Genomic DNA, 20033 nt, shown 5'->3' on the forward strand with positions numbered 1-20033 from the left:
CCCCGAGCGTACTGTTCCCCCCACCTCCCCCCACCTTCGAAATCCAAAAAAAAAGGACAACCAACATGGATCTTGAACTGGCTCACAAGATCGAGGCCGCAGAAAGCGAGTATTTACGCTCGCGTGTAGAGAGCCTGACAGCGGTCAGCGGAAACCCTTATGGCGCACGCGTTTTTCTCAACGGTGACTTCCCGTGCTTTGAAGTGAAAGCGTCGCCCAGCCCTATGTTCAACCGTATTTACGGTGACATCACCAACGATCCCCACGCAGTGCTGAAATGGCTCAAGAGGTCAACGACGCATTCGGCTGTCACTCCCCTTATCGGAAAACCTTCGGCGCTGGAGCAGTACGCTTTGGTGGGCGAAGCCCGGCTTGAGCGTTTGAGGGGGTGGACTCACTTGCAATTCGCTTATGCGATTGAAAAGTCGGTGTTGAGTCGTGCTTCATTCGACATTGAAGAGGTCACACCGAGCACTCTGGCGGTCTTTGCGGGCTTGCACGCGAGCGGCTTTCGTACCAAGCCGGAGCATCGGCTGCTGAATCAGGCGTCCTTTGCCGGGCAGTCGCCTGGCGGGCGTCTGAACATCTACCTCTTGAAAGCCCAAGGGGAGGCGGTAGCCGGGGCGTCGATGTATTTGGCCAGCAATGGGATTGCCTACCTTGGCACGGCTGCAACCCGAAAGGATGCCCGGGGCCGTGGCTACCATGGCGCGCTGATTGCTCACCGGATAGCGCAAGCAAAGAAGCTGGGCTGCCGCTGGGTCGCTGCGACCGCGTTGGCCAATTCCCAAAGCCGCCGAAACCTGGAGCGCGCCGGGTTGACGGCATCCCATGCCCAAGCGCTGTACCGCCTGGCCGATGATTGAGAAGCGCAACATCGGCAGCGTAACCGCCCAAACGCTTCACATCCGGCAATAATGGCGGCCATACCACGAAGGAAGCGCGTGCGATTGAACATAGATACTCGAATCAAATTCCGTCATCTGGTGTGTTTTCTCGAGGTGGCGCGCCAGGGCAGCCTGGCGCGTGCTTGCGACAAATTAGCAATCAGTCAGCCCGCCCTTTCCAAGACGTTGAAGGAATTGGAATCGCTGCTCGAAGCCAGCCTGTTTGAGCGGGGTAAAAAAGGCTCGACGCTCACCGAAGCCGGCGTGGCCTTTTTGCGCTACGCCGCGCCGAGCGTGCAATCGCTGCGCGAAGGGGTTCACCATTTACGCTCGGGCGTGCATAAGCCCATCACCGTGCAGTTGGGCGTCCTGTCCACCGTCGAAAGTCTGCTGGTGCCCGAAGCGGTGTGCCGCTTGCACGCCCTACACCCCGCGTTGGTGGTCAGTGTCGTGACCGGGCCCAGTGCCTACCTGCTGTCGCGGCTGCGCGTCGGCGAGCTGGACCTGGTGGTCGGCAGAATGACCGATAGCCCGTTGATTCAGGGGTTGGCGTTCGAACATCTCTACAGTGAATCCATGACGCTGGTGGTCCGCAACGGCCATCCGGCGCTCGCCGACTCACCAGGGCAGCAACACCTGGAAGACTACCCGCTGGTGTTGCCGTCTGAGGGGACAACGATCCGCAAGTTCGCCGACAGCCTGTTTGTGCAGCACGGGATAACGCCTTCGCGTCAGCGCCTGGAGACGCTGTCGGTAGCCCTGAGTCGACGCTACGTTCAATGCAGCCAGGCCATCTGGGTCGCCCCTCTTGATGCCGTCAGGCAGGACTTGCAGCAAGGTGCCTTGGTCGAGTTGGACCTGGGCATGCGCGAACCTGGCGGCTCCGTGGGGTTCTGCTCGAATCCGGCCTTGCCGCTGGCGCAGGCGGCACAATGGTGCGCGCAGGCGCTGCGCGAGGTGGGGCAGGAATACCGGGAGGGGAAGTATCCATAACCATTTGAATATGGATAAGGTCGATTTTTTCAATGTTGGGCTGGGCCGTTTGCGAGGACAGTAGGCGCAGGGACGCTGTCAAGGCAGCGTCCGCCGCCTCTGTCCAACCATAACAATAGGAAATACGACATGTCTGATGCGCATGACAGCCGCTTCGTCATTCGTGACCGTAACTGGCATCCCAAAGCCCTGACCCCTGACTACAAGACGTCGATCCTGCGCTCGCCTCGCCAGGCGCTGGTGAGCATCCCCCAGTCGTTGTCCGAAACCAGCGGCCCGGACTTTTCCCACCTGAAAATGGGGCCGCACGATAACGATCTGCTGTTGAATTTCAACCACGGCGGCCTGCCCATCGGTGAGCGCATCATCGTCGCCGGTCGTGTGTGCGATCAGTACGGCAAGCCGATTCCGCACACCTTGGTAGAGATGTGGCAGGCCAATGCCGGTGGCCGTTACCGGCATAAAAAAGACACTTACCTGGCCCCGCTTGATCCGAACTTCGGTGGCGTCGGCCGGGTTCTGACCGACAGCGAGGGCAACTACAGCTTCCGCACCGTAAAGCCCGGCCCCTACCCTTGGCGCAACGGCCCCAACGATTGGCGACCGGCCCATATCCATGTCTCGATCAGTGGCCCGTCCATCGCCACGCGGTTGATCACACAGCTGTATTTCGAAGGCGACCCGCTGATTCCGATGTGCCCGATCGTTAAGTCGATCGCAAATCAGGACGCCGTGCAAAGCTTGATCGCCAAGCTGGATATGAGCATGGCCAATCCCATGGATTGCCTGGCTTATCGCTTTGATATCGTCCTGCGCGGCCAGCGCAAGACCCACTTCGAAAACCGCTGAGGAGGCCTGCGCATGCCCGTTCAACTTCTGCCGGAAACCCCGTCGCAAACAGCCGGCCCGTATGTCCACATCGGCCTGGCGCTGGAAGCTGCCGGCAACGCGCCGCGCCCGCAGGAAATATGCAGCGAGATGGCCAGACCTGGCGCGCCCGGCGAGCATATTTTATTGATGGGCCACGTCTATGATGGGAATGGCCAGCTGATCCGGGATGCCTTTCTGGAGTTCTGGCAGGCCAATCACGAGGGTATCTACGACAGCGCCTACGACCTGGAAAAACTGTTCAACGGGTTTGGCCGTACCGCCACCACCGATGCCGGTGAATGGACGATCAAAACCTTGAAGCCCGGAAGCGTGAAAACGCCTTCGGGGGTTCCGATGGCGGCGCATATAAACGTCGCGCTGTTTGCTCGCGGTATCAACATTCACCTGCAGACCCGGCTGTATTTCGATGACGAGCCCGAGGCCAATGCACTGGACCCGGTATTGAATCTGATCGAACAGCCCCACCGTCGCGCCTCGCTGATCGCCAAGCGCTGTACGGTGGAGGGTCAACTGGCCTACCGCTTCGATATTTATGTGCAAGGCGAAGCGGAAACCGTATTTTTCGACTTCTGACGCCCGAAGTCAGGTGTCGAGACGCAAGTGCTCGGCACCTGGCTGTCGATACCCGCCTGAAGAACCGCGCCCACGAGCCCCGCCTCTTTACCTGAACCATCAACCGAGCACAGGCATACAAGACCTGCGTGCCGTTTCACACGATAGTGCCTATGAACCACTTGCCCCTGACCAAGGAGTTTTCCATGAGCACATTCGTAGCGAAAGACGGTACACAGATCTATTTCAAGGATTGGGGCAGCGGCAAGCCCGTCCTGTTCAGCCACGGTTGGCCGCTGGATGCCGACATGTGGGAATACCAGATGGAATACCTGAGCAGCCGCGGCTTTCGTACCATCGCATTTGACCGCCGTGGTTTCGGCCGCTCGGACCAGCCGTGGACCGGCAACGACTACGACACCTTCGCCGACGACATCGCCCAGTTGATCAACCACCTGGACCTCAAAGACGTGACCCTGGTCGGCTTCTCCATGGGTGGCGGCGACGTGGCCCGCTACATTGCACGCCATGGCACCGCCCGCGTGGCCGGCCTGGTACTGCTGGGCGCGGTGACGCCGCTGTTCGGGCAGAAACCGGATTACCCGCAGGGCGTGCCGACCGACGTGTTCGATGGCATCAAAGCCGGTCTGCTCAAGGACCGCGCGCAGTTCATCGCCGACTTCAATACGCCGTTCTTCGGCCTCAACAAGGGCCAGAAGGTCTCGGATGGCGTACTGACCCAGGCCCTGCAGATCGCCCTGCAAGCCTCGCTCAAATCCACCGTGGATTGCGTTACCGCGTTCTCGCAAACCGACTTCCGCCCGGACATGGCCAAGATCGACGTACCGACCCTGGTGATCCACGGCGACGGCGACCAGATCGTGCCAATCGAGACCACCGGCAAGGTCGCCGCGCAGATGATCAAAGGTGCCGAGCTGAAGGTCTACAAGGACGCGCCGCACGGGTTCGCGGCAACGCACGCACAGGCGTTGAATGAGGACTTGCTGGCGTTCCTGAACCGCTGAAACACCCTCTCCTTATTTGGTCGGGCCTGCCCTGATGCCAGTCAGTCAAGGGTGAACGCTGTATGTGTGGCGAGGGAGCTTGCTCCCGTTGGGCCGCGAAGCGGCCCCGCTCTTTGTTTACAAAGATGGGACTGCTGCGCAGTCCAACGGGAGCAAGCTCCCTCGCCACAGGTTACTCGTTGTCCGCTCTATCGCTTAACTGACTGGCATCAGGGCCTGCCCGGCCCTTTTTTTATTCAGGCCCAACGCTGAGCGACGGTAAAACGGCCAGGCCCACTGATCAGCACGCTGGTGAAAATGATCAACAGCAACCAGCCGAACTGCCCTTCGAACAACGTCCACTCGGGGTGCACCACCAGCATCGCAATCAGCAATACGGCCAGGATCGGCAAGCACGCCAGGCGGGTCAGCACCCCGGCGAGGATCAGCAACGGGCACAGCACTTCGGCGAAGATCGCCAACAGCAAAGTGACATTCGCGCCCAGGTGAAAAGGGTCTTCGATCAATTTCAGTTGCGCGCCGTAGTTCAGCACCTTCGGCAAACCATGGACCCACAGCAGGAACAGCGCCCCGCTGGCTCGCAAAAACAGCAGCCCGGCATCCTGGTGTTTTGATTCGTTCATAAGCACCTCGTGTGCAAGAAAACCGACCGGCGCCTGTGCACCGGAACCCGGTACGATTGTCTTGCAACGACGAGCCGGCGGCTTGCAGCCATGTGCTGACATGAAAGGGTTCCGATTGAATCAACGGCCGCGTAAGGTAGTCCCACTTCATATGTTCACGACTACAGGAATCGCACGATGTCCCTGCCCCAAGACATGACCTTGATCGAAATCACCAGCCCAGGCGGCCCCGAAGTGCTCAAGCCACGCTCGGCACCGGTGCCCTCCCCGGGAGCCGGCGAAATCCTGATTCGCGTGCGAGCCGCCGGGGTCAACCGCCCCGACGCGCTGCAACGCGCCGGCAAGTACCCGATGAAGCCCGGCATGAGCCCGATTCCGGGGCTGGAAGTGGCGGGTGAAGTGGTGGCATTGGGCGACGGTGTGACGGCGTACGCCGTGGGCGACAAAGTATGTGCGCTGACCAATGGCGGCGGTTACGCGCAATATTGCAGCGCGCCTGCCGGCCAGGTGTTGCCGGTCCCCGACGGCCTGGACTGGATTCATGCCGCCGCCATCCCCGAAACCTTCTTTACCGTTTGGGCTAACCTGTTCGGCCTGGGCGGTGCGCACAAGGGTCAGCGAGCCCTGATCCACGGCGGTACCAGCGGCATCGGCACTACCGCGTTGATGCTGTGTCGCGAGTTCGGCATCCAGGCTTTTGCCACGGCCGGCAGTGCCGACAAATGCGCCGCCATCACCGGGCTGGGTGCCGAGGCGATCAATTATCGCGAGCAGGATTTCGCCCAGGTCATCGCCGAGAAAACCGGCGGCCACGGCGTGGATGTGGTGCTCGACATCATGGGTGCCTCTTACCTCAACAACAACCTCAAGGCCCTGGCGATGGACGGCCGCCTGGTGATGCTCGGCTTCCTCGGCGGCGGCAAGGCCCATGACGTCGACCTGCTGACCATCCTGGCCAAGCGCGCCAACATCACCGGCTCGCTGTTGCGCCCGCGCACCCGGGAAGAGAAAGCCGCCATCGCCGACCAATTGCGCGAACACGTATGGCCGGTGCTGTCAGCGGGACGTTGCGTGCCGATGATCGACCAGGTGTTCGATTACACCGAAGCCGACAAGGCCCATGCGCGGATGGAAGGTGGCGACCATATCGGCAAGATTGTGTTGCGGGTAGCCTGATTACCCGGCGTAAACCGGGTAATCGGTGTATCCCACCTGCGTCCCGCCATACAAGCCTTCGGCCCGCAGCGGATTCAGTGGCCAGCCATTGAAGATCCGCTGCGGCAGGTCCGGGTTGGCAATGAACGGACGCCCGAACGCGATCAGGTCCGCCAGGCCCGCCTCGACCAACCGTGCGCCACGCTCAGCGGTATAGCGCCCGGCGTAGAGGATGCGGCCGCTGAAAGTGCTGCGTACGGCTTCGCGGAACGTGTCGGGCAGGTCCGGTGCGTTGTCCCAATCCGCTTCGGCGATCGAGACATAGGCAATCCCCGAGGCCTCCAGCACCTTGATCGCTTCGATATAGGTGTGATGCGGGTCGTCTTCCACCAGGCCGATATACACGCGGTCCTGTTCCGTGCCGCTGAACAGCGGCGAAAAACGCACGCCGAGGCGCTGCGGCCCGACCACCGCACTCACGGCCTCGACAATTTCCCGCAGGAAACGCAAACGATTGTGCAGCGAGCCACCGTACTCGTCGTCACGCTGGTTGGCATGGGCCGAGATGAACTGGTTGACCAGGTAACCATTGGCGGCGTGGATCTCCACCCCATCAAAGCCTGCGTCCAGGGCGTTGCGGGCGGCCTGGGCGTAATGCCCCACAAGCTCCTCGATCTCCAGCACGCTCAACGCCCGCGGTACGGGCGGTTGCACCAGCTCACCGGTGCCCGGCGCGGTTTCAATAAAGGCTTTCGCTTGTCGGGCAGCAATGGCGGACGGCGCGACCGGTGCGGCGCCCTCCGGTTGCAGCGCGTTATGGGAAACGCGGCCGACGTGCCACAACTGCGCAAAGATCACCCCGCCTTCGCCATGTACCGCGTCGGTGACTGTGCGCCAGCCGTCGATCTGCGCGGGGGTGTAGATGCCCGGCGTCCACGCGTACCCCTGGCCTCGGGGCTCGATCTGCGTGCCCTCGCTGATCATGAAGCCGGCAGTGGCACGCTGACGGTAATACTCGGCCATCAGCGCCGTGGCGATGTCGCCGGGTTGGGCACTGCGTTGGCGAGTCAGGGGCGGCAGGACGATACGGTTGTTCAAGGTATGGTTGCCCAGCTTGATCGGGGCATTTAAAACACTGTGGATCATGAGCGATATTCCAAATTCGGCGCGAACAAAAGCCTTGGCGACTCTAAAGAGTCGCCAAGCGATACAGCGGTTTTAGTGATTTACGCGGTGAGTTTCAGCAGGGCCTGGGCCACGTCGCTGGAGCTGGCCGGATTCTGCCCGGTGACCAGCAAACCGTCTTCGAGCACAAAAGACTGCCAGTCGGCGCCTTTTTCATAGTGGCCGCCGAGGGCCTTGAAATCATCTTCAATCAGAAACGGCACCACGTCGGTCAGGCCTACGGCCGCCTCTTCCGAATTGGAGAAGCCGGTGACTCGGCGGCCCTTGACCAGCGGCTCACCGTTCACGGCCTTGACGTGGCGCAGCGCACCCGGCGCGTGGCAGACAAAGCCGATGGGCTTGCCGGCACGTTCGAAAGACTCGATCAGCGCGATGGACGTAGGCGACTCAGCCAGGTCCCACAGCGGGCCATGGCCGCCGGGGTAGAACACGGTGTCGAAGTCAGCCGCCTTGACCGTGTCCAACCGGACGGTGCTCGCCAGCGCCTGTTGCGCCGCCGGGTCCGCCGCAAAACGCCGCGTCTGCTCGGTTTGCGCATCCGGTTGATCGCTCACCGGGTCCAGGGGCGGTTGCCCGCCGGCTGGGGAGGCCAGTACCACTTCGGCACCGGCGTCTTTGAATACGTAATAGGGTGCAGCAAACTCTTCAAGCCAGAAGCCGGTTTTCTTGCCGGTGTTGCCAAGCTGGTCGTGAGAGGTCAGTACCATTAATACTTTCATCGTTCAGTGCCTCGGGATGTCTGTGGGTTGAAGCTTATGAGCCGGGTGATCGCCGCACAACGTCATATCCGCAAGGTTTTCGGACATGCCATCGCGGCAGTTGCCGTTTGCCTGCCATCCACCGACAATCCTTCACCCCTGCCCCTGGAGAAACACGATGCACAGCATCGCGCTGTTGGTTTACCCGAACTTTCAATCCCTGAGCCTGAGCCTGGCTTCGGTGTTCGAATGCGCCAACCTGCTCCAGGGCGAGCCGGCTTACGCGTTCCATCTGGTGTCGGAGCATGGCGGTGCGGTGATGACGTCCCAGGGATTTTCGGTCAACACCACGCCGATGCGGCCTGAGGGCTATGACACGTTGATCGTCAGCGGTTACCTGGAGTTCCAATTACCCGAGGCCAACCTGCCGGCACTGGTCAAGACCGCCTCTGCGCAATCACGCCGGATCGCTTCGCTGTGCATGGGCATCTTCGTGCTGGCCGAAGCCGGGCTGCTCGACGACAAGCGTGCCACCACCCACTGGATTCACGCCCCGGCGTTCCGCAAGCGCTACCCCCACATTCATCTGGAAGAGGACAAACTGTTTGTCGTCGATGGCCAGGTGTGGACCGGCGCCGGCATGAGTGCCGGTATGGACCTGGCGCTGGCCATGGTGGAGAACGACCTGGGCAGCGACCTGGCCCGGCGTATCGCACGCAAACTGGTGATCGCCCAGCGCCGTGGCAGTGAGCAGTCGCAACTGTCGGCGCTGCTGGAGCTGGACCCCAAGTCCGACCGTGTGCAATTGGCCCTGGCCTATGCCCGCGAGAACCTGACCCACGACTTGTCGGTGGAGGCCCTGGCCGACGTGGCGCGACTCAGCCCACGCCAGTTCAGCCGGGTGTTTCGCGAAGAAACCGGGCAGACCCCGGCCAAGGCTATCGAGTCACTGCGGGTGGAAGCGGCCCGGGCCTTGATGGAAACCAGCCGGCATCCGGTCGAAGTGGTGGCCCGCGAAACCGGGTTCGGTGATCGCGAGCGCATGCGCCAGGCGTTCCTGCGCGCCTTTGGGCAACCGCCGCAGGCCATGCAGCAGCTGCTGTTCGCGACACGCACGGGGAGCACCCGCGCCTGACCGCCGGGCATCTCGACATCCACCCCTATCTCAGTGCAGCGCAGCCCGGGTGATCAGGTAATTCACCAACTGCGGCTCATCATCCAGTTCGATGGTTTGCACCAGGCGCGGCAGGTTATCCAGCACGGTGCGCCAGAACGCCTGCGCCACTTCATCTTGGTCATAGAAACGCAACAGCCACTGGGTATCGCCGCTGCACAGCACCTGGGTGGCGATGGCGCGGCCGATGCCTTTGCGGCGGTAGCGCTTGAGGATGAACAGGTCGGCCAGTTCCAGGGCGTGGATGCCCGGCAGTTCACTGCCTTCGATCAACAGGAAGCCGGCGATGCAGCCATCGACCAGCAACAGGTTGGCGCTCCACTGCGGGTCTTGCCAGTAACGGTCCAGGTGCTCGTCGTGGATGTAGAAACGGCCGTCCGCTTCGACATCTTCCTGCTCCCAGTCCGAAGACTCATAGGCGTAGTACTGGTAGAGATTGCGGATCAGCTCGGCGGCTTCGGGGCCGGTCTGGATCAGTTCGACGGTGGTTTCAGGCATGGGGCTCTCAGTGAAAAAACGCAGGGCGCCATTGTTCACAAAACCCGGAGGCAGGCCAATACATTGTCCAACCTTTCTGTTGGCTGAACCGATTGCGTATTTATCCCGCCCCGGCCAAAATCCTGAAACATTTAGAATAAACTTTACCGATTACCCCTAATGCCAGTCAGTTAAGCGATAAAGCGGACAACGAATAACCTGTGGCGAGGGAGCTTGCTCCCGTTGGACTGCGTAGCAGGCCCAGTCTTTTCAAGCCCAAAGCTGGGGCCGCTTCGCGACCCCCGCGGGAGCAAGCTCCCTCGCCACAGTGACTATGCTCCTCCTTAACTGACTGGCATTTACCGATCACCCCGCCCTTTATTCAAGGAAGCCTATCTTGACAAACGTTTGTACCGCCGGCCTGGACGTGGGTTTCGCCTCCCTGGATTACCTGCAAATCTTCATCCTGGGTGTGATCCAGGGCATTACCGAACTCTTGCCGGTGTCGTCTACCGCCCACATGCGCGTGGTGCCCGCCCTGCTCGGCTGGCAAGACCCCGGCTCGGCATTCTCCGCCGCCATGCAATTGGCCGCGCTGGCGGCGGTGGTCAGCTACTTCTGGCACGACGTACGCCAGGTGACCACCGGCAGCATCAGTGCAGTGCGCCGGGGTGACTACAACGACCGCTGGTTCAAGCTGGCGGTGGCGATTGTGCTGGCGACCATCCCGATTGGCATCGCCGGCCTGGCGCTGTCTTCCACCCTGAACGCCTGCAACTCGCCGTTGCGCGGCCTGATGGTCGTCGGCATTTCCTGCGTGGTGATGGCGGTGTTGTTGGCGGTGGCCGAGGTCCGTGCCCGACATACCCGGGAAGTGAGCGAAATGCGCCTGCGCGACGCGTTGATCGTGGGTATCGCGCAGATCGGCGCCTTGATTCCGGGCGTATCGCGTTCGGGCTCGACCCTGACCGCCGCACTGTTTCTCAACTTCAAGCGTGAAGAAGCCGCACGCTTTTCCTTCCTGCTGGGCCTGCCGGCCATTGCGTTGGCCGGTTTGAAGGAACTGTGGCTGCTGCACGTCGAGATGCCCGCCCATGCCTGGTCGCACTTGCTGTTCGGCCTGGTGGTTGCCAGCGTATCGGCGTTCTTTGCGATCTGGGGCCTGATGAAGTTCCTGGAGCGCTTCTCCACCTGGCCATTCGTGATCTACCGCGCGCTGCTGGGGATCTTCCTGATTGTGGCGGTCAGCACTGGTCTGCTGAGCTGACGCAAAATGAAGAAGGGAGTTCGCGCCTGACACCAGTCAATCAAGGCTTTTTGTAGCGAGCTTGCTCGCGAAAAAACTCACAGACGCCGCGCTCATTCAGGCAACACGCGTTATCGTTGACGTTTTTCGCGGGCAAGCCCGCTCCTACAGCCCGCTCGTACGCTCAGCCAGCGCTTCGAGCAGGTCGGCCGAAGGCACGAAAAACAGACCACCAGTGACGGCGGTGCTGAAGTCCAGCAAGCGGTCATAATTGCCGACCGGACGACCGACGAACATGTTTTCCAACATCTGCTCCAGTGGCTGCGGCGAACGCGCATAGCCGATGAAGTAGGTGCCGAACTCCCCGGCGCCGGGGCGGCCGAAAGGCATATTGTCGCGCAGGATCTTCACTTCTTCACCGTTCTCGTCGGTGATGACGGTCAACGCACTGTGGGAGTTGGTCGGCTTGGTCTCGTCATCCAGTTCGATGTCCGACAGCTTGGTACGCCCGATCACCTTCTCCTGGGCTTCCACCGTCAGGCCGTTCCACGCCGTCATGTTGTGCAGGTATTTCTGCACAAGCACGTAGCTGCCGCCACTGAAGCCCGGGTCTTCGTCGCCGACGAGGGTGAAAGCCTCGGCCTTGCGCCCCACCGGGTTCTCGGTGCCGTCGACAAAACCGATGATGCTGCGCATATCGAAGTAGCGGAAACCCTGGACTTCATCCACCACTTTCACGCTGTCGCCCAAGGCTGTCATCAGTTGGGTGGCCAGCTCGAAGCACAGGTCCATCTGGTCGGCGCGGATGTGCAGCAGGATGTCGCCGGGAGTGGCCACCGCCTTGCGCCCCTCCACGCCGAACTCGCGAAACGGATGCAATGCCGCCGGGCGCGGGGCGCCGAAAAGCCGGTCCCACGCCTGTGAGCCGAACCCGCACACACAGGTAAGGTTGCCCGACGGCACGCGTTTGCCCACCGAACGCACCAGGCCGGCGATGTCGGCGCACCAGGCACGCACGCCGTCGATATCACCGGGTGCGAGGGTGGCGACCATGAAAATCGCGCTGCTGGTGATCGGGTGGCAGACGGACTGCGGCTCCAGGGGCGGCTGTACAGGGCATGTTTTCATGAGGGTGTTCCACAAACAAAAGAGGGGTTGAATTCGGGCAGATCAAAAAAGCGAGCAGACTGGCTCGCTCCCGCACGTTGACTGAGGGTCAGTCCAAATCGCTGGCATCATGGCGCTCAAGTATGCCCTCGTCCGCCGAAGCGCGATTCACCCGCCGCCCCCGTTGCACCGCCGGGCGCGCCTCAATGGCCTCGGCCCAGCGCAACACATGCTTGTACTCATGCACCGACAAAAACTCCGCCGCGCCATATAAACGCCCTTTCACCAACCCACCATACCAAGGCCAGATCGCAATATCGGCAATGGTGTATGCGTCCCCGGCAATGTATTCGCTCACCGCCAGGCGCTGATCCAAAACATCGAGCTGGCGCTTGGTCTCCATGGCGAACCGGTTAATGGGGTATTCCATCTTGCTCGGCGCATACGCATAAAAGTGCCCGAAACCACCGCCCAGATACGGCGCGCTGCCCATCTGCCAGAACAACCAGGACAGGCATTCAGCGTGCGCAGCAGGCTCAGTGGGCAAGAACGCCCCAAACTTCTGCGCCAGGTACAGCAGGATCGCCCCCGACTCAAACACCCGGATCGGCGTATCGCCGCTGTGATCCATCAAGGCCGGGATCTTGGAGTTCGGGTTGACCGACACAAAGCCGCTGCCGAACTGATCGCCGTCACCGATCCTGATCAGCCAGGCGTCGTACTCGGCGCCGGCATGCCCCAACGCCAACAGCTCTTCCAGCAGGATCGTCACCTTCTGCCCGTTTGGCGTAGCCAGGGAATACAGCTGCAATGGATGTTTGCCGACGGGCAAGGCCTTATCGTGGGTGGCACCGGCGACAGGTCGGTTGATGCTGGCGAAGGTGCCGCCGTTTTCGGTGTCCCAGGTCCAGACTTTCGCAGGTACGTAATCGGTCATGCTGAGTGCTCCAGAAGCGCTTGCGATCAACGAAGCGCTCCAGACTAAGCCATTGGCGGGTGGTTGGTCACGCGATGGATGCCGCCACCTGGTCAGCCAGTTGCTCAGTCGCCAGGCGCGGGCAGACGGGTTGCTGTCGCCCCTGGCGCAAGCCACTATACGCGGGCCCCGTTGGGCATTGCTGGCCCATCGTGACAGTGAACACGAGCCCATGGCGCGCCGTTTCACCGCGTGGCTGCCGACCCATTTGCAGGTGAACCCTACATGAACGAGCGGCTTGAAGACATCCTCGCCGAGCACCTGAGCGTGGTGTTCTGCGGCATCAACCCCGGCAAGGGCTCCGCCGCCATCGGCCAGCACTTTGCCAATCGCAGCAACCGCTTCTGGCGCACGCTGCACCGGGCGGGTTTCACGCCCCATGAGATTCGCCCCGAGGACGGCCCCACGTTGTTGCAATACCGCTGCGGCCTGACCACGCTGGTGGAGCGGCCCACCGCCAGCGCGGGGGAATTGGCCCGGCATGAATTCATGCAGGCGGCGACGGCGTTCGAACAAAAAATTGGCCGCTGCCGGCCGCGCTACGTGGCGTTTCTCGGCAAGGCGGGTTACAGCGCACTGTCCGGCCGGCGCACGATTGCCTGGGGGTTGCAGCCGCAACCCTTCGCCGGGGCGAATGTGTGGGTGCTGCCCAACCCCAGCGGGCGCAACCTGGCATTCAGCCTGGAACAATTGGTGCAGGCGTACCAGCCACTGCGTGAAGCCATTGCGCACGCCGAGCCGGTGCCCTTACTCTCTTGAGCCCGACACCCCGAAAGCAATGGAGGCTTCATGAAACTGATCGGCATGCTGGACTCGCCCTACGTACGCCGCGTGGCCATTTCCCTGGACCTGTACGGGGTGGACTTCACCCATGAAGCGCTGTCGGTGTTCAGCACTTACAGCGAATTCGCGCAGATCAACCCGGTGGTCAAGGCGCCCACCCTGGTGCTGGACGATGGCACGGTGCTGATGGATTCGAGCCTGATCCTGGATTATCTGGAGACCCTGGCCCCGGCCGGTAAAAAGCTGTTGCCTCAATCGCCCGCTGCACGCGCTCACGACCTGCAACTGCTCGGGCTGGCCCTGGCCGCCTGTGAGAAAAGCGTGCAGATCGTGTATGAGCAAAAGCTGCGCCCCGCCGAGAAACAACACGCTCCCTGGCTCGAACGCGTCAGCGGGCAACTGCTGGCCGCCTTCGGCTTGCTCGACAAACAGCTGGGCCAGGCCGCTGGTAATGTGCTGTCCCAAGCGTCGCTGACGGCGGCAGTGGCCTGGTCCTTCAGCCAGTTCACCGTGCCCTCGGTGGTAAAGGCCGACGCATTTCCCAACCTGCAACGCCACGCCGAGCAGTTGGAGCAGCACCCGGCCTTCAAACGCTACCCCATCGAGTAAACTCACTCAGTCGTCGCACCGCACGGTGCGGCGACGGGCTCGCCCTCCAGATACACGCAATCCTTGCCATTACGCTTGGCGCTGTACAAATTCCTGTCGGCGACCTTGAGCACCACCGACATATCCGCCCCCGCCGAAAACCGCGCCATGCCCGCACTGCAGGTGTAGTTGTGCGGCGCGGCAACACTGCGCCGGATCGCCTGCAACAGGTCCAGGGCAAAGTCGCAGGCAAGCGCCGAGTCATCGCCCAGCCACAGCACGCCGAACTCTTCGCCGCCGATCCGGCCGAAACTGTGGCTGCCTTTAGCATTTCTCAGGCAGGCGGCCATGGCGCACAGGATCTTGTCGCCGACATCGTGGCCGTAGAGGTCATTCTTGGATTTGAAACTGTCGATATCCAGCATCAGGAAGTAGCCGCTTTGGCCATCGGCAAGCAGATCGTCGAAGCACTGCATGAACGCGCGTCGGTTGAGGATGGACGTCAGGTAATCGGTCTCCGCCATCACGCGGAACTCGCTTTCCACCAACAGTACCGAGCGCAGGGTCTTCAAATAGGAAAAGCTCAGGACAAAGCCGATCGACACCGACGACGCGCAAAAAAGCCACAGGAAGGTCTGCGTTTCAACGTAGACATCCGTCTGCATCAACGGCCACAGGATCAGCCATACCAGCGAAGTACAGATCAGATAGTCCTGGACACTGATAAACAGGATGGCGCTGCTGATGACCAGTATGACCGCCAACGGCAAGACGAAAACACGCAACTCGTCATGAGCGCCGATGACATAGGCAAAACCTGCCGACAACACCACCACGTAGACAACCCCCAGCAAGCGCCACAGGTGCAAGTTCTCGATGACGTAATGAAGCCGGCACACCACCAGCAGGCAAGCACTGAGCAACAACGAGAAACTGTCGAACTCAATGGCCGGATGAATCAGCAGCAGCGCCGCCCAGGCCACAATGCCAATCCCTTCGGCCTGGATGACCGCCGGCGAGAGCAACCGGCGCATTCTGAGTCTCAACTTCAAGTGAGCAGGCATCTCTACGCTCCCATCTCAACGGCATGCACGCTCACCGCAAATGAAAAAGCCATGAACCGCCGCACCAGGCTGGCAAACCGCGGCAGCACTTCCAATCGGGTTTTGGAGTGGACTTTGAAATAGCCCTTTTCAACCCCCTCCTGCACCACTCGGATAACGTGGGTTTTCGACACTGAAAGTTGTTTGGCCAAGGCCAGGTAGGAAGACGAACGAAACCGTGCCCGTTGATTGTCCGGCGCAAAAGCATCGTTGTAGATCGCGAGCATCAACATATGCCCGGCATCTCTTTTAACCAGCCAGTAACACTCGGGCAGCAACACATCGACGGTGAGGTCGGCGGCCAGAATGACGCCAAAGCCTTTGAAATAGGTGGCCAGGAACTGCTGATCGTCCAACGCGTGCATTTGCCGGAGGACGGCGCGTTCCGGGCACATCAGCGTCAATGAGTGAGTAATCGACGTCAACATCAAACGTACTTCGCGGCAAGCTTCTTCCGACGGCGCATACACCCGGAAGCGGCTGTCTTCGGGGTGCGGCGCGACGTCCATGAAGCCCAGCGCGCGTAACAGCGAAAAGATCGATTCCAGGCTGTTTCGCGAGCAATACCCCCGCGCCACACAAAAGCTTTTGACATCGGACAGTAACGGCGTCGGTTTGCAGAAGTAATCACTCAACAAAGCCACGGACACCATCAAACGGCTGTACTTGAGTGCGCTTTTGTAGAAAAACGGCCGTTTTGAATAGGGACCCAACTGCACCGTGTAATGCGCCCGGATGAAACGTTCAAAATCCACATGGCGTTCGAGCTCCTGCGCCGTGTGACATATAGCCAACTTCAACGAACTGACGTGCATGAATGAGCCCTGACCAACCAACTATCTTCCACTGATCTCGGCCACAGAAGTTCCTGTGACCCGGTCCCAAAACAACTCACGTCGCAAGACTTCAGGTAATAGCGCTTTGCCTGATGGCGCAATGTACAGCGATTGACCGACCAGACGTCATCAGTACCAAAGTTGTTCCAAGGGGCTAATCGCCCATAACCCAGAGAACGCTTGTGACACTTCTCCCGTAATTACGCCTTGCACTTATTGAATAACTCCATCCAGACATTGATCAGCGAACCTTCTCGGACTGCGCACGTCCGAATCAGAGCACTGTTATCAACCGTCCCTGCGAGGTCTTGATTTGAAAGCCGCCATCCTCAAGAAGTACCGTCTGATCATCAAAACCATGGGTTATGTGGGCTGGTCGCTGTTATGGCTGCTGTTGTGGGATATCGCCGTCACGGTGGACTTCATGCTGTTCCTCAATGCCAAGATCAACCTGCCGCTGATGCCCCTTACACTGCTGGGTTCGGCCCTGGTGGTATTGATCAGTTTTCGTAACAGCAGCGCTTATAACCGTTGGTGGGAAGCGCGCACGTTGTGGGGGGCGATGGTCAACAACTCGCGCAGTTACGCACGCCAGGTGTTGACCTTGCTCGATGATGCCCAAGGCGAAGTGAACCCGGTCAAATCGACCCTGTTGCGTCGCCATGTCGCCTACGTGAACTGCCTGGCGGCGCACCTCAGGGGCCGACCATGCCCCGATGAGGTGCGCGCGTTCATTCCTGCGGACGAGTTCGCACGCAACGGCGCCACCAATAACTTTGCCAATGACCTGCTCACCGGTTCGGCCACCTTGCTGGCCCGGGAATACCAGGCCGGGCGCCTGGACAGCATTCGCCTGGCGCGGCTGGAGTCGACCCTGGTGGATTTGTCCAACAGCCAGGGCGGCATGGAGCGGATTGCGAATACGCCGCTGCCCTACCCTTACGTGTACTTTCCCCGGTTGTTCATTACGCTGTTTTGCCTGATCGTGCCGGTGGGCCTGGTGGAGTCCCTGGGCTGGTTTACCCCGCTGGCTTCAACGGTGGTGGGCTTCATGCTGCTGGCGATCGAACGCATCGGCACCGACCTGCAAAGCCCGTTTCGCTCCAGCGAACACCAGATCCAGATGGAAACCATCTGCGAGAACATCGAGAAAAACCTGCAGTCCATGCAGCGTGATGCCCTGGCTTGATGCCGGGCATCATTGCCGAACCGGTAACAGACTATTCTCGAGCACAATGTACTAACTGGTTACTTATATTGCTAAAATCGCGCCTCTGCCTCTCACCTTCGAGCCTTTATCGATATGAAACGAGCATCGCGCGCCGCTGGCGCTTCAAGATTTCTCCTGCTGGGCCTGGGCATCATCATCGGCCTGCTCGGCGTGGCGCTGGCCGTGGGCGGTGCCAAACTGGTCAGCCTTGGCGGCTCCTGGTACTTCCTGGTCGGCGGCACCGCGATGGCGGTTTCCGGGCTGTTGATCGCCCAGCGCAAACCCGCCGGCGCCTGGTTGTTCGCGACGTTCCTGACAGGTACCGCCGTGTGGGCCATAGCGGATGTAGGCCTGGTGTTCTGGCCGTTGTTCTCGCGGGTGTTCATGTTCGCGGTGATCGGCGTGGCGGTGGCGCTGGTGTATCCGCTGCTGGTCAACCGGCCTGCACGCGGCGCCTATGGCGTTGCCGCCGTGCTGGCAGCAGGCGTGGCGGTCGCGGCAGGCAATATGTTTGTCGCCCACCCCAGCGTGGCGCCGACCGGTAAAGGCCCCGGCATCACGCCGGTGGCCGCAGCCGACGCACAAAAAGACTGGGCGCACTACGGCAATACCGAAGGCGGCAGCCGCTTTGCCGCGCTGGACCAGATCAACCGCGACACCGTCAATAAGCTCAAGGTGGCCTGGACCTACCACACTGGCGACGTGGCCATCAGCGACGGCAACGGCGCCGAAGACCAACTGACGCCACTGCAGGTCGGCAATAAGGTGTTCATCTGCACCCCGCACAACAACCTGATCGCACTGGATGCCGACACCGGCAAAGAGCTGTGGAAGAACGAGGTCAACGCCAAGTCGGCGGTCTGGCAGCGCTGCCGTGGCATGGCCTATTTCGACGCCACCGCGCCGATTGCCCAACCGACTCAGCCCAACAGCTCGCCGATCCTCGCCGCCAGCGTACCGGCCGGTGCGCAATGCCAGCGTCGCCTGCTGACCAACACCATTGATGCGCGCCTGATCGCGGTGGATGCCGACACCGGTAAATTCTGCGAAGACTTCGGCACCCACGGCCAGGTGGATCTGAAAGCCGGCCTGGGTGATGTACCGGACAGCTACTACCAATTGTCCTCGGCGCCATTGATGGCCGGCACCACCGTGGTGGTCGGCGGGCGCGTGGCGGACAACGTGCAGACCGACATGCCTGGCGGCGTGATCCGTGGTTTCGATGTGATCAGCGGGCAAATGCGCTGGGCCTTCGACCCGGGCAACCCCGAGGACAAACAAGCCCCCGCAGCCGGCAGCACCTACGTGCGCAGCACGCCGAACAGCTGGGCACCGATGTCCTACGATCCGTTGATGAACACCGTCTTCCTGCCGATGGGCAGCTCCTCCACCGATATCTACGGCGTGGAGCGCACCCAGCTCAACCACAAATACGGCGCCTCGGTGTTGGCCCTGGATGCGTCCACCGGTGCGGAAAAATGGGTGTACCAGACCGTCCACAATGACCTGTGGGACTTCGACCTGCCGATGCAGCCGAGCCTGATCGACTTCACCCCGCCGGGTGGCGACAAGGCCGTACCCGCCGTTGTGATCGGCACCAAGGCCGGGCAGATCTATGTGCTCGACCGCGCCACCGGCAAGCCACTGACCGACGTCAAGGAAGTGCCCGTCAAAGCGGCGAACATCCCTAACGAGCCGTACTCCCTGACCCAGCCAAAATCGGTGGGCATGCCACAGATCGGCGCGCAAACCCTGACCGAGTCGGACATGTGGGGCGCCACGCCGTACGACCAGTTGCTGTGCCGCATCGACTTCAAGGGCATGCGCTACGACGGCCTGTACACCGCACCGGGCACCGATAAATCGCTGAGTTTTCCAGGCTCCCTGGGCGGCATGAATTGGGGCAGCATTTCCACCGACCCGGTGCACGGCTTCATCTTCGTCAACGACATGCGCCTGGGCCTGTGGATCCAGATGATCCCGTCGCAGAACAAGGCTCAAGCCTCGTCCGGCGGTGAAGCACTCAACACCGGCATGGGCGCCGTACCGCTCAAGGGCACGCCGTATGCGGTGAACAAAAACCGCTTCCTGTCGGTGGCCGGCATTCCGTGCCAGGCGCCGCCGTTCGGCACCCTGACCGCCATCGACATGAAGACCCAGCAGGTTGCGTGGCAAGTCCCCGTCGGCACCGTGGAAGACACCGGCCCACTGGGTATCCGCATGCACCTGCCGATCAAGATCGGCCTGCCGACCCTCGGCGGTACGCTGTCGACCCAGGGCGGCCTGATCTTTATCGCCGGGACCCAGGACTTTTACCTGCGCGCCTTCAACAGCGGCAACGGTGAGGAAATCTGGAAAGCCCGCCTGCCCGTCGGCAGCCAGGGCGGCCCGATGACCTACGTATCGCCGAAAACCGGCAAGCAGTACGTGGTCATCACCGCGGGTGGCGCACGCCAGTCCACCGACCGTGGCGACTACGTGATCGCCTACGCCCTGCCCTGACCTCCCCTTGTTTGCGCGGTGC

The 20033-nt window shown here is 61.3% G+C and carries 20 protein-coding genes and 1 pseudogene; 13 read left to right on the forward strand and 8 right to left on the reverse strand.

All coding sequences use genetic code 11. From position 1 onward, the window contains the following. Nucleotides 1–65 precede the first annotated feature (65 nt). The 5 genes from EXW71_RS27850 (at nt 66) to EXW71_RS27870 (ending at nt 4348) form a co-directional block, all read left to right on the forward strand. Nucleotides 66–866: a GNAT family N-acetyltransferase gene (locus tag EXW71_RS27850; RefSeq protein ID WP_134661193.1), complete on the forward strand. Its 801-nt coding sequence runs from the start codon at nt 66–68 to the stop codon at nt 864–866. An 84-nt stretch (nt 867–950) separates the two neighbouring features. Further along, nucleotides 951–1880: a pca operon transcription factor PcaQ gene (pcaQ, locus tag EXW71_RS27855; RefSeq protein ID WP_134661194.1), complete on the forward strand. Its 930-nt coding sequence runs from the start codon at nt 951–953 to the stop codon at nt 1878–1880. Between the two features lie 129 nt (nt 1881–2009). Next, entirely contained in the window at nt 2010–2729 is a 720-nt protein-coding gene (pcaH, locus tag EXW71_RS27860; protein WP_134661195.1) for a protocatechuate 3,4-dioxygenase subunit beta, read from the forward strand. Between the two features lie 12 nt (nt 2730–2741). After that, on the forward strand, nt 2742–3344 hold the full coding sequence (gene pcaG, locus EXW71_RS27865; RefSeq protein WP_134661196.1) for a protocatechuate 3,4-dioxygenase subunit alpha: 603 nt from the start codon (nt 2742–2744) through the stop codon (nt 3342–3344). Between the two features lie 185 nt (nt 3345–3529). Then, nucleotides 3530–4348, forward strand: coding sequence for an alpha/beta fold hydrolase (locus tag EXW71_RS27870; protein ID WP_134661197.1), 819 nt, complete (start codon nt 3530–3532; stop codon nt 4346–4348). Between the two features lie 236 nt (nt 4349–4584). On the opposite strand, the gene EXW71_RS27875 is transcribed toward EXW71_RS27870, so the two are convergent. After that, entirely contained in the window at nt 4585–4971 is a 387-nt protein-coding gene (locus tag EXW71_RS27875) for a DoxX family protein (protein WP_123717997.1), read from the reverse strand. Nucleotides 4972–5148: 177 nt separating this feature from the next. Here EXW71_RS27875 and EXW71_RS27880 point away from each other — a divergent pair, with 177 nt between their 5' ends. Next, the gene (locus EXW71_RS27880; protein ID WP_134661198.1) at nt 5149–6147 is read left to right on the forward strand and encodes an NAD(P)H-quinone oxidoreductase; all 999 of its coding nucleotides are present in this window, start codon (nt 5149–5151) and stop codon (nt 6145–6147) included. On the opposite strand, the gene EXW71_RS27885 is transcribed toward EXW71_RS27880, so the two are convergent. Both EXW71_RS27885 and EXW71_RS27890 read right to left on the reverse strand, forming a co-directional pair. Then, a complete protein-coding gene (locus tag EXW71_RS27885; protein WP_134661199.1) occupies nt 6148–7272 on the reverse strand; it encodes an alkene reductase in 1125 nt (374 codons plus the stop codon). Nucleotides 7273–7352: 80 nt separating this feature from the next. Beyond that, nucleotides 7353–8030 carry a type 1 glutamine amidotransferase domain-containing protein gene (locus EXW71_RS27890; protein WP_134661200.1) on the reverse strand — a complete coding sequence of 226 codons (678 nt, stop codon included), beginning with the start codon at nt 8028–8030 and terminating at the stop codon, nt 7353–7355. A gap of 157 nt (nt 8031–8187) precedes the next feature. On the opposite strand from EXW71_RS27890, the gene EXW71_RS27895 reads away from it, so the two are divergent. Then, nucleotides 8188–9144, forward strand: a complete 957-nt coding sequence (locus tag EXW71_RS27895) for a GlxA family transcriptional regulator (protein ID WP_123717993.1) — start codon at nt 8188–8190, stop codon at nt 9142–9144. A gap of 30 nt (nt 9145–9174) precedes the next feature. On the opposite strand, the gene EXW71_RS27900 is transcribed toward EXW71_RS27895, so the two are convergent. After that, nucleotides 9175–9681 (reverse strand): GNAT family N-acetyltransferase, encoded by a 507-nt coding sequence (locus EXW71_RS27900; RefSeq protein ID WP_134661201.1) that lies wholly within the window; start codon nt 9679–9681, stop codon nt 9175–9177. Nucleotides 9682–10057: 376 nt separating this feature from the next. On the opposite strand from EXW71_RS27900, the gene EXW71_RS27905 reads away from it, so the two are divergent. Next, nucleotides 10058–10927: an undecaprenyl-diphosphate phosphatase gene (locus EXW71_RS27905; RefSeq protein WP_134661202.1), complete on the forward strand. Its 870-nt coding sequence runs from the start codon at nt 10058–10060 to the stop codon at nt 10925–10927. 144 nt (nt 10928–11071) lie between these two features. Here the strand turns inward: EXW71_RS27905 and EXW71_RS27910 are convergent, their stop codons facing one another. Both EXW71_RS27910 and yghU read right to left on the reverse strand, forming a co-directional pair. Beyond that, nucleotides 11072–12034, reverse strand: a complete 963-nt coding sequence (locus EXW71_RS27910; RefSeq protein WP_134661203.1) for a Dyp-type peroxidase — start codon at nt 12032–12034, stop codon at nt 11072–11074. An 88-nt stretch (nt 12035–12122) separates the two neighbouring features. Further along, the gene (gene yghU, locus EXW71_RS27915; RefSeq protein WP_123717989.1) at nt 12123–12950 is read right to left on the reverse strand and encodes a glutathione-dependent disulfide-bond oxidoreductase; all 828 of its coding nucleotides are present in this window, start codon (nt 12948–12950) and stop codon (nt 12123–12125) included. An 88-nt stretch (nt 12951–13038) separates the two neighbouring features. Between yghU and EXW71_RS27920 the strand changes: the two are divergent. The 3 genes and pseudogenes from EXW71_RS27920 to EXW71_RS27930 form a co-directional block, all read left to right on the forward strand. Beyond that, nucleotides 13039–13218 (forward strand): annotated as a pseudogene (locus EXW71_RS27920) (LysR family transcriptional regulator); the annotation flags it as partial. Next, nucleotides 13215–13748, forward strand: a complete 534-nt coding sequence (mug, locus tag EXW71_RS27925) for a G/U mismatch-specific DNA glycosylase (protein ID WP_123717988.1) — start codon at nt 13215–13217, stop codon at nt 13746–13748. The pseudogene EXW71_RS27920 and the gene mug, both read left to right, overlap by 4 nt. Before the next feature lie 30 nt (nt 13749–13778). Next, the gene (locus tag EXW71_RS27930) at nt 13779–14381 is read left to right on the forward strand and encodes a glutathione S-transferase family protein (RefSeq protein WP_134661204.1); all 603 of its coding nucleotides are present in this window, start codon (nt 13779–13781) and stop codon (nt 14379–14381) included. 2 nt (nt 14382–14383) lie between these two features. On the opposite strand, the gene EXW71_RS27935 is transcribed toward EXW71_RS27930, so the two are convergent. Continuing rightward, nucleotides 14384–15424, reverse strand: a complete 1041-nt coding sequence (locus EXW71_RS27935) for a GGDEF domain-containing protein (protein ID WP_167659707.1) — start codon at nt 15422–15424, stop codon at nt 14384–14386. A gap of 2 nt (nt 15425–15426) precedes the next feature. Then, the gene (locus EXW71_RS27940; protein ID WP_177421611.1) at nt 15427–16278 is read right to left on the reverse strand and encodes a hypothetical protein; all 852 of its coding nucleotides are present in this window, start codon (nt 16276–16278) and stop codon (nt 15427–15429) included. 334 nt (nt 16279–16612) lie between these two features. On the opposite strand from EXW71_RS27940, the gene EXW71_RS27945 reads away from it, so the two are divergent. Further along, nucleotides 16613–17488: a bestrophin family protein gene (locus EXW71_RS27945; RefSeq protein ID WP_134661207.1), complete on the forward strand. Its 876-nt coding sequence runs from the start codon at nt 16613–16615 to the stop codon at nt 17486–17488. A 114-nt stretch (nt 17489–17602) separates the two neighbouring features. After that, nucleotides 17603–20011: a glucose/quinate/shikimate family membrane-bound PQQ-dependent dehydrogenase gene (locus EXW71_RS27950; protein WP_134661208.1), complete on the forward strand. Its 2409-nt coding sequence runs from the start codon at nt 17603–17605 to the stop codon at nt 20009–20011. Nucleotides 20012–20033 lie beyond the last annotated feature (22 nt).

This window comes from Pseudomonas sp. BCA17 (genome assembly GCF_004519405.1).
Lineage (GTDB): Bacteria > Pseudomonadota > Gammaproteobacteria > Pseudomonadales > Pseudomonadaceae > Aquipseudomonas.